Source organism: Streptomyces sp. NPDC001816 (assembly GCF_042892235.1).
Lineage (GTDB): Bacteria > Actinomycetota > Actinomycetes > Streptomycetales > Streptomycetaceae > Streptomyces.
Genome location: NZ_JBIATY010000016.1, coordinates 237,980 through 249,710, shown reverse-complemented (window position 1 = coordinate 249,710; position 11,731 = coordinate 237,980). Strand labels below are relative to the sequence as shown.

Here is an 11,731-nt window from a genome sequence, read left to right as displayed (position 1 = left end):
GGCTTACTTACCCGCCTTTCCGACCTTGCGGCGGATGACTTCGCCCTCGTACTTGACGCCCTTGGCCTTGTACGGGTCAGGCTTGCGCAGCTTGCGGATGTTGGCCGCAACCTCGCCGACCTTCTGCTTGTCGATGCCCTCGACCTGGAAGCGGGTCGGGGTCTCCACCTTGAAGGTGATGCCCTCGGGCGCCTCGACGGTGATCGGGTGGCTGTAGCCGAGCGCGAACTCGAGGTTCGAGCCCTTGGCCGTGACGCGGTAACCGACACCGCTGATCTCGAGCTTCTTCACGTAACCCTGGGTCACGCCGGTGATCATGTTCGCCACCAGCGTGCGGGACAGGCCGTGCAGGGCCTTGTTCTGACGCTCGTCGTTCGGACGGGTGACGTTCAGAACGCCGTCCTCACCCTTGACGATGTCGATCGGCGCGACGACGGTGTGGGTCAGCGTGCCCTTGGGGCCCTTGACCGAGACCGTACGGCCGTCGATGGTGACGTCCACGCCGGCGGGAACCGTGATGGGGAGCTTGCCAATACGCGACATAGCTGTTTCCTCCGTTCCCTTCCGCTACCAGACGTAGGCGAGGACTTCCCCACCCACGCCCTTCTTGCCGGCCTGCTTGTCGGTGAGGAGCCCGTGCGACGTGGAGATGATCGCCACGCCGAGGCCGCCCAGCACCTTGGGCAGGTTGGTGGACTTCGCGTACACCCGGAGACCGGGCTTGGAGATCCGCTTGATGCCCGCGATGGAGCGCTCACGGTTCGGGCCGAACTTCAGCTCGAGGGTGAGGTTCTTGCCCACCTCGGCGTCCTCGACGCGCCAGCCCGTGATGAAGCCCTCCTGCTGGAGGATCTCCGCGATGTGAGACTTGATCTTGGACGCCGGCATCGTCACGGAGTCGTGGTATGCCGAGTTCGCGTTCCGCAGACGCGTAAGCATGTCTGCGATCGGATCAGTCATGGTCATGAATTGGCCTTCGGCCTCTCTCGCCGGGGTTTCCTGGTGCGCCATCCCTCTCCCCGATCCGAGACGGGACGGGTGCGGCGCGGTGGACCTACGGCGTAGTAAGTCGTACGGGCGCGGCAGACGCCCAACCCCACAAGCCTACGGCATGCGGAGAAGGGCCCCTGCCGACCCAGATGCTTACCGAGAGCTTCAGGAATCCCTAAAAAGCGGGGATTACCAGGAGCTCTTGGTCACGCCCGGCAGCTCGCCACGGTGAGCCATCTCACGAAGGCACACGCGGCACAGGCCGAACTTGCGGTACACGGAGTGCGGACGGCCGCAGCGCTGGCAGCGCGTGTAGCCACGCACACCGAACTTGGGCTTGCGAGCAGCCTTAGCGATCAGAGCCTTCTTCGCCATCTCGCTCACGCCTCCTTGAACGGGAAGCCGAGGTGACGAAGGAGCGCGCGGCCCTCAGCGTCGTTGGTCGCCGTGGTGACCACGGTGATGTCCATACCCCGGACGCGGTCGATCTTGTCCTGGTCGATCTCGTGGAACATGACCTGCTCCGTGAGACCGAAGGTGTAGTTGCCACGGCCGTCGAACTGCTTCGGGGACAGGCCGCGGAAGTCGCGGATGCGCGGCAGCGCGAGCGACAGGGTGCGGTCCAGGAACTCCCACATGCGGTCGCCACGGAGCGTGACGTGGGCACCGATCGGCTGGCCCTCACGCAGCTTGAACTGCGCGATGGACTTGCGGGCCTTGGTGACCTGCGGCTTCTGGCCGGTGATCGTGGAGAGGTCGCGGATGGCGCCCTCGATCAGCTTGGAGTCGCGGGCGGCGTCGCCCACACCCATGTTGACCACGATCTTGACGAGGCCGGGGATCTGCATGACGTTCTCGTACTTGAACTCGTCACGCAGCTTGCCCGCGATCTCCTCGCGGTACTTCTGCTTCAGACGCGGAGTGGTGGTGGTAGCCATCAGATGTCCTCACCCGTCCGCTTGGCAACGCGGATCTTGTTGCCTTCGTCGTCGAAGCGGTAACCGACACGCGTGACAACCTTGTTGCCGTCCTTCTCAACGACCAGCTGGACGTTGGAGACGTGGATCGGCGCCTCGGTCGTGACGATGCCGCCGGCCTGCGAACCGCTGGCGGTCGGACCGGCCTTGGTGTGCTTCTTGACCCGGTTGACACCCTCGACCAGGACACGCTCCTCGCGCGGGTAAGCGGCAATGACCTTGCCCTGCTTGCCCTTGTCCTTACCGGTGATGACCTGGACCAGGTCGCCCTTCTTGATCTTCATGCTTACAGCACCTCCGGCGCGAGCGAGATGATCTTCATGAACTTCTTCTCGCGCAGCTCACGGCCGACCGGGCCGAAGATGCGGGTGCCGCGAGGGTCGCCGTCGTTCTTCAGAATGACGGCGGCGTTCTCGTCGAAGCGGATGTACGAGCCGTCCGGACGGCGGCGCTCCTTGACGGTGCGAACGATGACCGCCTTGACGACGTCACCCTTCTTCACGTTGCCACCGGGGATCGCGTCCTTGACGGTGGCGACGATGACGTCACCGATGCCCGCGTAGCGGCGACCGGAGCCACCGAGCACACGGATGCAAAGGATTTCCTTCGCACCAGTGTTGTCGGCGACGCGCAGTCGCGACTCCTGCTGGATCACGTCTATCTCCTGTGTGTCTGCCGGTTCCCCGGGAGCCGCTCAGCTGAGCGGCTCCCGGAGCCTGGCGGAACTGTCCTGCGAGGGGTGCCCCGCAGGAGAATTACTTGGCCTTCTCGAGGATCTCGACGACGCGCCAGCGCTTCGTCGCGGACAGCGGCCGGGTCTCCATGAGGAGGACGCGGTCGCCGACACCCGCAGCGTTCTGCTCGTCGTGCGCCTTGAGCTTGTTCGTACGGCGGATGACCTTGCCGTACAGCGCGTGCTTCACGCGGTCCTCGACAGCGACGACGACGGTCTTGTCCATCTTGTCGCTGACGACGAGACCCTCACGGGTCTTGCGGAAACCGCGCGCCTCTGCGTTCTCAGTCACGTTCTTCTCGCTCATCAGGCGTTCTCCACCGTTTCGATGCCCAGCTCACGCTCGCGCATCAGGGTGTAGATCCGCGCGATGTCCTTGCGGACCGCCTTCAGACGGCCGTGGTTCTCGAGCTGGCCCGTCGCCGCCTGGAAGCGGAGGTTGAACAGCTCTTCCTTGGCCTCGCGGAGCTTGCCCAGAAGCTCCTCGTTGCCCAGCTCGCGCAGCTCGGACGCCTTGGTACCGACCGACATCACGCTTCACCTGCCTCGCGCTTGACGATCCGGCACTTCATCGGCAGCTTGTGGGCCGCACGAGTGAGAGCCTCACGCGCAATCTTCTCGTTCGGGTAGGACAGCTCGAACATCACCCGGCCCGGGTGAACGTTCGCGATCCACCACTCCGGCGAACCCTTACCGGAACCCATGCGGGTCTCGGCAGGCTTCTTGGTCAGCGGACGGTCCGGGTAGATGTTGATCCAGACCTTGCCGCCACGCTTGATGTGGCGGGTCATCGCGATACGAGCCGCCTCGATCTGGCGGTTGGTCACGTACGCCGGCGTGAGGGCCTGGATGCCGTACTCGCCGAACGCAACCGTCGTACCACCCTTGGCCATACCGCGGCGCTTCGGGTGGTGCTGCTTGCGGTGCTTGACCCTACGGGGGATCAGCATGTCGGTCAGGCCTCCGTTCCGGTGCTCTCAGCCGGAGCGGCGGGGGCCTCGGCCTTGGGGGCCTCGGCGCCGGCAGCCTGCTGCGGCTTGCGACCGCGCCGCTCGCCACCGCGGCCACCACGGGCCGGGCGGTCGGCACCGCCACGGGCCGGGCGGTTACCCGCACGGGCCGCAGCGTTCTCGGCGCGGACCTCGGCGATGTTCTTGACGTCGCCCTTGTAGATCCAGACCTTCACACCGATGCGGCCGAAGGTCGTCTTGGCCTCGAAGAAGCCGTAGTCCACGTTCGCGCGGAGCGTGTGCAGGGGCACACGGCCCTCGCGGTAGAACTCCGAGCGGGACATCTCGGCGCCGCCGAGGCGGCCACCGCACTGGATCTTGATGCCCTTGGCGCCCGCCTTCATCGCCGACTGCATGCTCTTACGCATGGCGCGGCGGAAGGAGACGCGGGAGGAGAGCTGCTCGGCAACGGCCTGGGCCACCAGCTGAGCGTCGGTCTCGGGGTTCTTGACCTCGAGGATGTTCAGCTGGACCTGCTTGCCCGTGAGCTTCTCGAGGTCGCCGCGGATGCGGTCGGCCTCGGCGCCACGGCGGCCGATGACGATGCCCGGACGAGCGGTGTGGATGTCCACCCGCACGCGGTCACGGGTGCGCTCGATCTCAACCTTCGAGATACCGGCGCGCTCCATGCCGGACGTCATCATCCGACGGATGGCGACGTCTTCCTTGACGTAGTCCTTGTACAGCTTGTCGGCGTACCACCGGGACTTGAAGTCCGTGGTGACACCGAGCCGGAACCCATGCGGGTTAACCTTCTGGCCCATTACCGGGTTCCTTCCTTGCTGCTGACGACCACGGTGATGTGGCTGGTCCGCTTGCGGATCCGGTAGGCACGGCCCTGGGCGCGCGGCCGGAACCGCTTCAGGGTCGGACCCTCGTCGACGTACGCCTCGGAGATGAAGAGGCTGTCGGCGTCGGTGTGGTCGTAGTTGTGCGCGGCGTTGGCGATGGCGCTGTCGAGCACCTTGCCGACCGGCACGGAGGCTGCCTGCGGAGCGAATCGCAGAACAGCCTGAGCCTCCGTGGCATCCATGCCACGGATAAGGTCCACCACGCGGCGGGCCTTCATGGGCGTAACGCGGATGTACCGCGCCTGGGCCCTGGCTTCCATGGTTGTCCCTCTCAGTTACTTACGTGTCTGAATGCGATCCGCTACTAGCGGCGCTTCGACTTCCGGTCTTCCTTGACGTGACCCCGGAAGGTGCGCGTCGGCGAGAACTCGCCGAGCTTGTGGCCGACCATCGACTCGGTGACGAACACCGGGATGTGGGTCTTGCCGTTGTGCACCGCGAGCGTGTGGCCCAGCATGGCCGGGACGATCATCGAGCGGCGGGACCAGGTCTTGATGACGTTCTTGGTGCCGGCTTCGTTCTGGGCGTCCACCTTCTTGATCAGGTGGTCGTCGACGAAGGGCCCCTTCTTCAGGCTACGAGGCATCTCAACCCGTCCTTAGCGCTTCTTGTTCGTCTTGCGGCGGCGGACGATGTACTTGTTCGACGCCTTCTTGGGCGAACGAGTACGGCCTTCCTTCTTGCCCCACGGGGACACAGGGTGGCGACCACCGGAGGTCCGGCCCTCACCACCACCGTGCGGGTGGTCAACCGGGTTCATGACCACACCACGGACGGTCGGGCGAACGCCCAGCCACCGCTTACGGCCGGCCTTACCCCAGTTGATGTTGCTCTGCTCGGCGTTGCCGACCTCACCGATGGTGGCGCGGCAGCGGACGTCGACCAGGCGGACCTCGCCGGACGGCATGCGCAGGTGGGCCATCGAGCCCTCCTTCGCGAGCAGCTGCACGGAGGCACCGGCGGAGCGGGCGAACTTGGCACCGCCACCGGGACGGAGCTCGATCGCGTGGATCGTGGTACCGACCGGGATGTTGCGGAGGGCCAGGTTGTTGCCCGGCTTGATGTCGGCCCCGGGACCGTTCTCGATGCGGTCACCCTGCTGCAGGTTGCGCGGGGCGAGGATGTAGCGCTTCTCGCCGTCGGCGTAGTGCAGCAGCGCGATGCGCGCGGTGCGGTTGGGGTCGTACTCGATGTGCGCGACCTTCGCCGGCACGCCGTCCTTGTCGTGACGACGGAAGTCGATCACACGGTAGGCGCGCTTGTGTCCGCCACCCTGGTGGCGAACGGTCACACGACCGGCGTTGTTACGGCCGCCCTTGCTGTGCAGCGGGCGGACCAGCGACTTCTCCGGCGTGGACCGCGTGACCTCGACGAAGTCGGCGACGCTGGCGCCACGACGGCCCGGCGTAGTCGGCTTGTACTTGCGGATTCCCATTTCTCAGTCCTCGTCCGATATCGGACGATCCGGACCGCCCTTAGGCGGTCGGACCGCCGAAGATGTCGATACGGTCGCCCTCGGCGAGGGTCACGATCGCGCGCTTGCTGCCGGCACGCTGACCGAAACCGGTCTTCGTGCGCTTGCGCTTGCCCTGGCGGTTGATCGTGTTGACCCCGGTGACCTTGACCGAGAAGACCGCCTGGACGGCCTGCTTGATCTGGGTCTTGTTGGCGTTCGGGTCGACGATGAACGTGTACTTGTTCTCGTCGAGGAGCGCGTAGCTCTTCTCGGAGACGACCGGCTTCAGCAGGACGTCACGGGGGTCCGTGTACGACTTGCTCAGCGGGGTCTCGACGGTGTTCTTGCCCTCGGTGGCGTGGCGACGCGCCTTGGCGACGCGCGCGGCCTTGGCGGCCTTGGCGGCCTTCGAGGCAATGCTCGGGTGACGCGTAGCCATCAGGCCTCGCTCCCTTCGGTGTCAGCGGCCTTGGGGCCAGACACGAAGGACTCGAAAGCGGCCTGGGTGAAGACCACGTCGTCCGAGACGAGAACGTCGTACGTGTTCAGCTGGCCCGGCTCCAGGATGTGGACCTGGGGCAGGTTGCGGGCGGACAGCCACGCGGCCTCGTCGGCGCGCTCGACGACCAGGAGCAGGTTCTTGCGCTCCGAGATCTTGCCGAACAGGCTCTTCGCGGCCTTGGTGGACGGGTTCGCACCCTCGACCACGCCGGCGACGACGTGGATGCGGTTGTGACGCGCCCGGTCGGTGAGGGCACCGCGCAGGGCGGCGGCCTTCATCTTCTTGGGGGTGCGCTGCGAGTAGTCACGCGGCACGGGACCGTGCACGACGCCACCACCGGCGAACTGCGGCGCGCGGGTCGAACCCTGACGGGCGCGACCGGTGCCCTTCTGGCGGTAAGGCTTCTTGCCACCACCACGGACCTCGCCACGGGTCTTCGTCTTGTGCGTGCCCTGACGGGCAGCGGCCAGCTGCGCGACGACGACCTGGTGGATCAGCGGAACGCTGACCTTGGCGTCGAAGATCTCCGCGGGGAGCTCGACGGAACCGGCCTTGTCGCCCGCCGGCGAAAGGATGTCAACAGTGCTCATCGGTTACCTCAGGCCCCCTTGGCCGCGGTGCGGACCAGGACGAGGCCGCCGTTCGGACCGGGAACCGCGCCCTTGATGAGCAGCAGACCCTTCTCCGCGTCAACGGCGTGGACGGTCAGGTTCTGGGTGGTGACCCGCTCGTTGCCCATGCGACCCGCCATGCGGAGGCCCTTGAACACGCGGCCCGGGGTGGCGCAGCCACCGATGGAACCGGGCGAGCGGTGCTTGCGCTGGGTGCCGTGTCCGGCGCCGAGGCCCTTGAAGTTGTGACGCTTCATGACACCGGCGAAGCCCTTGCCCTTGCTCTTGCCGGTCACGTCGACCTTGATGCCGGCCTCGAACACCTCAGCGGTGATCTCCTGGCCGAGCGTGTACTCGGAGGCGTCCGCGGTGCGGATCTCGACGAGGTGACGACGGGGGGTGACGTCGGCCTTGGCGAAGTGGCCCTTGAGGGGCTTGTTCACCTTGCGCGGGTCGATCTCGCCGAAAGCGATCTGGACGGACTCGTAGCCGTCGACATCGTTCGTACGGACCTGGGTGACGACGTTGGGGCCGGCCTTGACGACGGTGACCGGAACAACGCGGTTGTTCTCGTCCCACACCTGCGTCATGCCGAGCTTCTCGCCCAGGATGCCCTTGATCTGCTTAGCCATTCTCAGCTCACCGACCCTCAGAGCTTGATCTCGATGTCGACACCGGCCGGGAGGTCGAGTCGCATCAGAGAGTCAACGGTCTTGGGGGTGGGGTCGAGAATGTCGATCAGGCGCTTGTGCGTGCGCATCTCGAAGTGCTCGCGCGAGTCCTTGTACTTGTGCGGCGACTTGATGACGCAGTACACGTTCTTCTCAGTGGGCAGCGGCACCGGGCCCGCGACCGACGCACCAGTGCGGGTCACCGTCTCGACGATCTTCTTCGCCGAGGAGTCGATGACCTCGTGGTCGTAGGCCTTGAGCCGGATGCGGATCTTCTGTCCCGCCATGGCTACTCCGTAGTCCTGTCTCTCTAACGCTCTGGAACCCGGTGTTCCGTCTTCCCGTCCTCCGACCCACGCGGTCGGGCGTGTCGCGCTCCCGCTGACACAGATGCCCCTTGTTCGAACATCCCTGCGGGGAATGCACACGGCCCTTCCGGAACCGCAAGCCGGGGGCGGAAGGCCCACCGGGTGCCTGGCCGGTGCTGCACTGACACTTCCCGGAAGATTCCCGTACGTCCGCCCCAGTGCTGCCCGCAGGCAGTTAGGGCGACGAGTACTGTGGGACTCGCTTCCGGTCCTCCCGGCGGGAGGCGCGCAGCATCAACACTCGACCGAGCAACTCCGACAGTCTGCCATATGGGGCGGGGGCCTGGCCAATCGGGGCGGAGAGAATACCCCCAGGGTGACGCAGGTCAAACACAGACCCGGTGAACGGGCCGTCGATCTTGAGCGGGCTGCGCGGTGCGTGACGGGATGGTCACCGATCATGAACGATCAGTTCTGAGCGCGGGTACCGAGCAGCCGTGACGCTCGGCCGAGCGCGCGCGGCGAACGCCCTCAGTGACCATGTCTCCAGTCGGGGATCGGGCGGCACGAGTCCGTCGCCCTGGTCGAGCGGCTCCACCGTGTACAACGCGCTGCTCGCACCACAGGGCGCCGCCGGCCAGCACAGCCCCTCCGAACCACCCGACGCACCGAGCAGTTCCCTGCCGCGTGGCGTCTCCGGCGGCCTGGTCCGCCTCGGCCTTCACGTCCTTCGACCACTCGTAGGTCGCGCTGTCCAGTACGCGCTGCGCCGCGTCGCCGACCCCGGGGATGAGCGTGATGGGCGCACCGCCGACGTGGTACGTGTACTTGGCCACGTCGTCGGCCCAGCCCTTCCGGGCGTCCCGGTCGTCGAGGATGACGTCCGAGCCGATGGCGTTGAAGGTGCCGATGCCCATGCCGGCGTCACGAGCCCGGATGTCCCAGTTCTCGGTGCCCCGCCCCGGCGAGTCCGCCTCCGCCGTCAGCGGTGGCGCTGTCCAGCCGCATCCCGCCTTGCCGCCGTGCCAGCGCCGCGGCCTTTGACTTGAGGAGCTGCTTACGCGTCCCTTACTCCCTTTTATTTACAGCCGAGGGTCTTGACGGTGGCAGGAAAGTAGGCACGCATGAACTTTTCGATGTCCTTGCGGCGGGTTTGGTCCGTTAGTTTGATTTGGGGGAGCTGGAGGGTGAGGGTGAAGTAGTTGCCGCCTTTGGTTTTGCAAGGGGCTTGTGAGATTGCCCCGTCGGTGCCGACGATTGTCTTGTAACCGAAACTGATACTGCGTGGATCAGTGACGCCGGAGACTGTACCGGTGTCCTTGGCCAGATACATCAAGTCTGTCGCCACAGGCCGCCAGGAGAAGCGGAAACTGAGCATCACATCTTTTCCCGAGAAGGCCAGGCATGGCGCCGTGACCGCTTGCGCCCGATCGACTCGGCTGTACTCGTGCCATCCCTCGGACCGCGTCACGAGTCGACGAGTGAGCGTGGGGTCGATGTGCGTTCCGCAGATTACGTCCGGAACCTCGTTGTGCACTGGACGGGCGCACGACACCAAGATCACGGCGAAGCTGAGACAAATGGCACGCAGGCACGCACTCATTTGCCCGCCACTCCGGACACACCAGTGGCATGGTCGATGCCATCCCCGGTAGACCTGTTGATCTCGGTCTGCGGATCAAAGCGAGGGTCATCACCTGTTCGGTGCGTCCTTGACCATTCCTGGGAGAGAGCCATCAATTGCTGATTCCTGTCGGAGTACATCTGGACATTCGCAGCCGTCTGCTTCGCATCCAGCCTCTTCTGCTCATCCTCCAGCCACTTGGCCGTCACATAGTCAAAGCCAGCCTGTACGTCGCTGCTTGCCACAGGGATATAACTGATCGCCTTGTCGAAGATTGGCTTTGTTTCGAATTCCGCGGTCTTGGGGTCCCCCTGGGCCTGGATCCGAGCCTCCTCCAGAAAGCCGACGGTCCGACCGGCTCGACGAAGTGATTCCGCTGACTCGGTGTGGTCGCCGTGAATATTCGCCACCATCGCCTGGTTCAACCCCCCGTTCAAGACGCCGTACGCACTCTTGTCCTTCGACACCTGTTTCGCCACCTCGAAGAGCTGGTCCTGAGGAAGAGGTGAGTGTCGGATGTCGATCTCGCTCATGGATGCGTGAACCGTGTCGCCATGGTTGACGAGGATGTTGGCCATCGGACGGCGCAGCGAGGGTGGGAAGTCGTCGCCCCGGTCGGCCAGGTAGCCCAGAGCCGATGTGAAGACCGCGTCGTTCGCGTGGGTGTGGGTCGCATAATGCGCGTGCTTGTCGGTGGGATCGATGCCTGTCGCCGCCGCCTGCAGCGCTGCCCCGAAGCCCGCTCGGTCGTCTCCGTCGACACGAGCCTCGTACGTACCCACGTCCGAGTTCTTCGGATCATGCAGGGTGACCTTCCAGTCACGCTCCTGCATCAGGTACTTCATGTGCGCGTCCGAGCCCAGATAGTGCGCCGCCGTCTTCGGATCGTGGCTCATGATGCCGAGCACCCCGTCCACCGGGTCGTTGGCGAACCAGCCACCCCGCTCGCCGGAGTACCCGCCCTTCATCCGCCAGATCCCGGGATCCCGCTTCTCCGCCGCGATCATGTCGTCGGTCAGGTTCTCGAGCATCCCCGGTGCATACCCATGCCCCCGCTCCATGAGCGTCACCAGCGACTGGTACCCCACCGCCTTGTCCAGCCGCTCCCCCTGCGCGTCCGTGGCATAGTGCTCGACGCCGGCGTGCCGCATCGCCGCGCGCCAGCGCTTGTACCAGGCCGAGTCCGTGTCCCGCGTAGCCGTCGCCAGCGTGTCCGCCAGGCCCGTTTCGATCGAGGCATACGCGCCCACGGCCGACCCGCCCCGCACATGGATCAGGTCGTTCAGCTCATTGGTCAGCCTGATCGTGCCCGCCGCACCCAGGTCGTCCAGCAGCGTGCGGGAGAACACCTCGTCGTCGGAGTTGTCGCGGAACAGCCGTTGCAGTTCCGTCAGTTCGCGCCCCGAGAGAGGCCGGCCGGCGCTCAGCCGCTCCAGCGCCCCCTCCGCCTCCAGCGCCTCGTACCTCTCGACGTCTCCCATCGCCCTGCCGTTGAAGCCCCGGCCCCCGACCAGCGGGTCCGAGTCGACGACCGCTGCCGTCAGCGCGAGCTGGACGCCGGTGTCCGCGTCCGTCACGTCCCGCACCGCCTTGTCGATCCGGTCCTGCCAGTCCCGTACGGATTCAGCGTCGGCGTCATGCTCCCCGTCCGCGCCGACCAGGCCGCGCTCCGAGACCCGCATCCCCGCCGCCACCGCCTCCCGCCGCGCCGCCGTCAGCCGGCCCTTCAGCTCCACGAACTGGGCGTATGCATCCCGCAGCAGGGAGGCGATCGCCTTCGCCTCCGTCTGCGCGTACTGGAACTCCTTGAGCGTGACGTCGAAGCGCCCGTGCGCCGCCTCCGCGCTCATGCCCGTCCAGGCGGGCCCCATCGTGATGCCGTACACATCCCGGCGGTACGCCCTCTCCTGCTGCGCGAACTCGCCCGCCATGCCCTCCCAGCGCTCGGCGGCGGAGGTGAGCGCGGAAAGGTCGGCGCTCATGATCTCGTGGTAGGTC

Annotated in this window: 20 protein-coding genes; all 20 read right to left on the bottom strand. The window is 66.0% G+C overall.

The window, feature by feature from the left end:
• Positions 1-3 precede the first annotated feature (3 nt).
• The 20 genes from rplF to ACFYZZ_RS40505 all read right to left on the bottom strand — a co-directional run bounded on the left by rplF (position 4) and on the right by ACFYZZ_RS40505 (position 11,715).
• Positions 4-543 (bottom strand): 50S ribosomal protein L6, encoded by a 540-nt coding sequence (gene rplF / locus ACFYZZ_RS40600; RefSeq protein ID WP_020941678.1) that lies wholly within the window; start codon positions 541-543, stop codon positions 4-6.
• A 24-nt stretch (positions 544-567) separates the two neighbouring features.
• Positions 568-966: a 30S ribosomal protein S8 gene (gene rpsH, locus ACFYZZ_RS40595; RefSeq protein WP_116148541.1), complete on the bottom strand. Its 399-nt coding sequence runs from the start codon at positions 964-966 to the stop codon at positions 568-570.
• A 213-nt stretch (positions 967-1,179) separates the two neighbouring features.
• A complete protein-coding gene (locus ACFYZZ_RS40590; protein ID WP_003948630.1) occupies positions 1,180-1,365 on the bottom strand; it encodes a type Z 30S ribosomal protein S14 in 186 nt (61 codons plus the stop codon).
• 5 nt (positions 1,366-1,370) lie between these two features.
• Positions 1,371-1,928 carry a 50S ribosomal protein L5 gene (gene rplE, locus ACFYZZ_RS40585; protein WP_389187601.1) on the bottom strand — a complete coding sequence of 186 codons (558 nt, stop codon included), beginning with the start codon at positions 1,926-1,928 and terminating at the stop codon, positions 1,371-1,373.
• Entirely contained in the window at positions 1,928-2,251 is a 324-nt protein-coding gene (gene rplX, locus ACFYZZ_RS40580) for a 50S ribosomal protein L24 (RefSeq protein WP_030930498.1), read from the bottom strand. Before rplX ends, rplE begins: the two co-directional genes overlap by 1 nt.
• Before the next feature lie 2 nt (positions 2,252-2,253).
• The gene (rplN, locus tag ACFYZZ_RS40575) at positions 2,254-2,622 is read right to left on the bottom strand and encodes a 50S ribosomal protein L14 (protein ID WP_003998823.1); all 369 of its coding nucleotides are present in this window, start codon (positions 2,620-2,622) and stop codon (positions 2,254-2,256) included.
• 100 nt (positions 2,623-2,722) lie between these two features.
• On the bottom strand, positions 2,723-3,007 hold the full coding sequence (gene rpsQ / locus ACFYZZ_RS40570; RefSeq protein WP_018543912.1) for a 30S ribosomal protein S17: 285 nt from the start codon (positions 3,005-3,007) through the stop codon (positions 2,723-2,725).
• A complete protein-coding gene (gene rpmC / locus ACFYZZ_RS40565; RefSeq protein ID WP_055632347.1) occupies positions 3,007-3,231 on the bottom strand; it encodes a 50S ribosomal protein L29 in 225 nt (74 codons plus the stop codon). The genes rpsQ and rpmC overlap by 1 nt, the downstream gene beginning before the upstream one ends.
• Positions 3,231-3,650: a 50S ribosomal protein L16 gene (gene rplP / locus ACFYZZ_RS40560; protein ID WP_007443989.1), complete on the bottom strand. Its 420-nt coding sequence runs from the start codon at positions 3,648-3,650 to the stop codon at positions 3,231-3,233. Before rplP ends, rpmC begins: the two co-directional genes overlap by 1 nt.
• Positions 3,651-3,655: 5 nt before the next feature.
• The gene (rpsC, locus tag ACFYZZ_RS40555; protein ID WP_055706471.1) at positions 3,656-4,474 is read right to left on the bottom strand and encodes a 30S ribosomal protein S3; all 819 of its coding nucleotides are present in this window, start codon (positions 4,472-4,474) and stop codon (positions 3,656-3,658) included.
• A complete protein-coding gene (gene rplV / locus ACFYZZ_RS40550) occupies positions 4,474-4,821 on the bottom strand; it encodes a 50S ribosomal protein L22 (protein ID WP_003974262.1) in 348 nt (115 codons plus the stop codon). Before rplV ends, rpsC begins: the two co-directional genes overlap by 1 nt.
• Positions 4,822-4,865: 44 nt before the next feature.
• On the bottom strand, positions 4,866-5,147 hold the full coding sequence (gene rpsS / locus ACFYZZ_RS40545; RefSeq protein ID WP_023547380.1) for a 30S ribosomal protein S19: 282 nt from the start codon (positions 5,145-5,147) through the stop codon (positions 4,866-4,868).
• Between the two features lie 12 nt (positions 5,148-5,159).
• On the bottom strand, positions 5,160-5,996 hold the full coding sequence (gene rplB / locus ACFYZZ_RS40540; protein WP_386577194.1) for a 50S ribosomal protein L2: 837 nt from the start codon (positions 5,994-5,996) through the stop codon (positions 5,160-5,162).
• 40 nt (positions 5,997-6,036) lie between these two features.
• Positions 6,037-6,456, bottom strand: coding sequence for a 50S ribosomal protein L23 (gene rplW / locus ACFYZZ_RS40535; RefSeq protein ID WP_145886671.1), 420 nt, complete (start codon positions 6,454-6,456; stop codon positions 6,037-6,039).
• Positions 6,456-7,109 carry a 50S ribosomal protein L4 gene (gene rplD, locus ACFYZZ_RS40530; RefSeq protein WP_355995361.1) on the bottom strand — a complete coding sequence of 218 codons (654 nt, stop codon included), beginning with the start codon at positions 7,107-7,109 and terminating at the stop codon, positions 6,456-6,458. Before rplD ends, rplW begins: the two co-directional genes overlap by 1 nt.
• An 8-nt stretch (positions 7,110-7,117) precedes the next feature.
• A complete protein-coding gene (gene rplC, locus ACFYZZ_RS40525) occupies positions 7,118-7,762 on the bottom strand; it encodes a 50S ribosomal protein L3 (RefSeq protein WP_020135811.1) in 645 nt (214 codons plus the stop codon).
• Positions 7,763-7,779: 17 nt separating this feature from the next.
• The gene (gene rpsJ / locus ACFYZZ_RS40520; RefSeq protein ID WP_003948644.1) at positions 7,780-8,088 is read right to left on the bottom strand and encodes a 30S ribosomal protein S10; all 309 of its coding nucleotides are present in this window, start codon (positions 8,086-8,088) and stop codon (positions 7,780-7,782) included.
• Positions 8,089-8,567: 479 nt separating this feature from the next.
• Positions 8,568-9,026: a hypothetical protein gene (locus tag ACFYZZ_RS40515; protein ID WP_389187595.1), complete on the bottom strand. Its 459-nt coding sequence runs from the start codon at positions 9,024-9,026 to the stop codon at positions 8,568-8,570.
• A gap of 161 nt (positions 9,027-9,187) precedes the next feature.
• Positions 9,188-9,580 (bottom strand): hypothetical protein, encoded by a 393-nt coding sequence (locus ACFYZZ_RS40510; RefSeq protein ID WP_389187592.1) that lies wholly within the window; start codon positions 9,578-9,580, stop codon positions 9,188-9,190.
• A gap of 128 nt (positions 9,581-9,708) precedes the next feature.
• Positions 9,709-11,715 (bottom strand): hypothetical protein, encoded by a 2,007-nt coding sequence (locus ACFYZZ_RS40505; RefSeq protein ID WP_389187589.1) that lies wholly within the window; start codon positions 11,713-11,715, stop codon positions 9,709-9,711.
• Between the last annotated feature and the right edge of the window lie 16 nt (positions 11,716-11,731).

Bases quoted from the DNA above. Each gene is read 5' to 3' on its own strand.
- rplX (WP_030930498.1), bottom strand. From the start codon at position 2,251: ATGAAGATCAAGAAGGGCGACCTGGTCCAGGTCATCACCGGTAAGGAC.
- rpmC (WP_055632347.1), bottom strand. From the start codon at position 3,231: ATGTCGGTCGGTACCAAGGCGTCCGAGCTGCGCGAGCTGGGCAACGAG.
- ACFYZZ_RS40515 (WP_389187595.1), bottom strand. From the start codon at position 9,026: ATGGGCATCGGCACCTTCAACGCCATCGGCTCGGACGTCATCCTCGAC.
- rpsH (WP_116148541.1), bottom strand. From the start codon at position 966: ATGACCATGACTGATCCGATCGCAGACATGCTTACGCGTCTGCGGAAC.
- rplP (WP_007443989.1), bottom strand. From the start codon at position 3,650: ATGCTGATCCCCCGTAGGGTCAAGCACCGCAAGCAGCACCACCCGAAG.
- rpsS (WP_023547380.1), bottom strand. From the start codon at position 5,147: ATGCCTCGTAGCCTGAAGAAGGGGCCCTTCGTCGACGACCACCTGATC.
- ACFYZZ_RS40590 (WP_003948630.1), bottom strand. From the start codon at position 1,365: ATGGCGAAGAAGGCTCTGATCGCTAAGGCTGCTCGCAAGCCCAAGTTC.
- rplF (WP_020941678.1), bottom strand. From the start codon at position 543: ATGTCGCGTATTGGCAAGCTCCCCATCACGGTTCCCGCCGGCGTGGAC.
- rplD (WP_355995361.1), bottom strand. From the start codon at position 7,109: ATGAGCACTGTTGACATCCTTTCGCCGGCGGGCGACAAGGCCGGTTCC.
- rplV (WP_003974262.1), bottom strand. From the start codon at position 4,821: ATGGAAGCCAGGGCCCAGGCGCGGTACATCCGCGTTACGCCCATGAAG.
- rpsC (WP_055706471.1), bottom strand. From the start codon at position 4,474: ATGGGCCAGAAGGTTAACCCGCATGGGTTCCGGCTCGGTGTCACCACG.
- rplE (WP_389187601.1), bottom strand. From the start codon at position 1,928: ATGGCTACCACCACCACTCCGCGTCTGAAGCAGAAGTACCGCGAGGAG.
- rpsJ (WP_003948644.1), bottom strand. From the start codon at position 8,088: ATGGCGGGACAGAAGATCCGCATCCGGCTCAAGGCCTACGACCACGAG.
- rplB (WP_386577194.1), bottom strand. From the start codon at position 5,996: ATGGGAATCCGCAAGTACAAGCCGACTACGCCGGGCCGTCGTGGCGCC.
- ACFYZZ_RS40505 (WP_389187589.1), bottom strand. From the start codon at position 11,715: ATGAGCGCCGACCTTTCCGCGCTCACCTCCGCCGCCGAGCGCTGGGAG.
- rplW (WP_145886671.1), bottom strand. From the start codon at position 6,456: ATGGCTACGCGTCACCCGAGCATTGCCTCGAAGGCCGCCAAGGCCGCC.
- rplC (WP_020135811.1), bottom strand. From the start codon at position 7,762: ATGGCTAAGCAGATCAAGGGCATCCTGGGCGAGAAGCTCGGCATGACG.
- rpsQ (WP_018543912.1), bottom strand. From the start codon at position 3,007: ATGAGCGAGAAGAACGTGACTGAGAACGCAGAGGCGCGCGGTTTCCGC.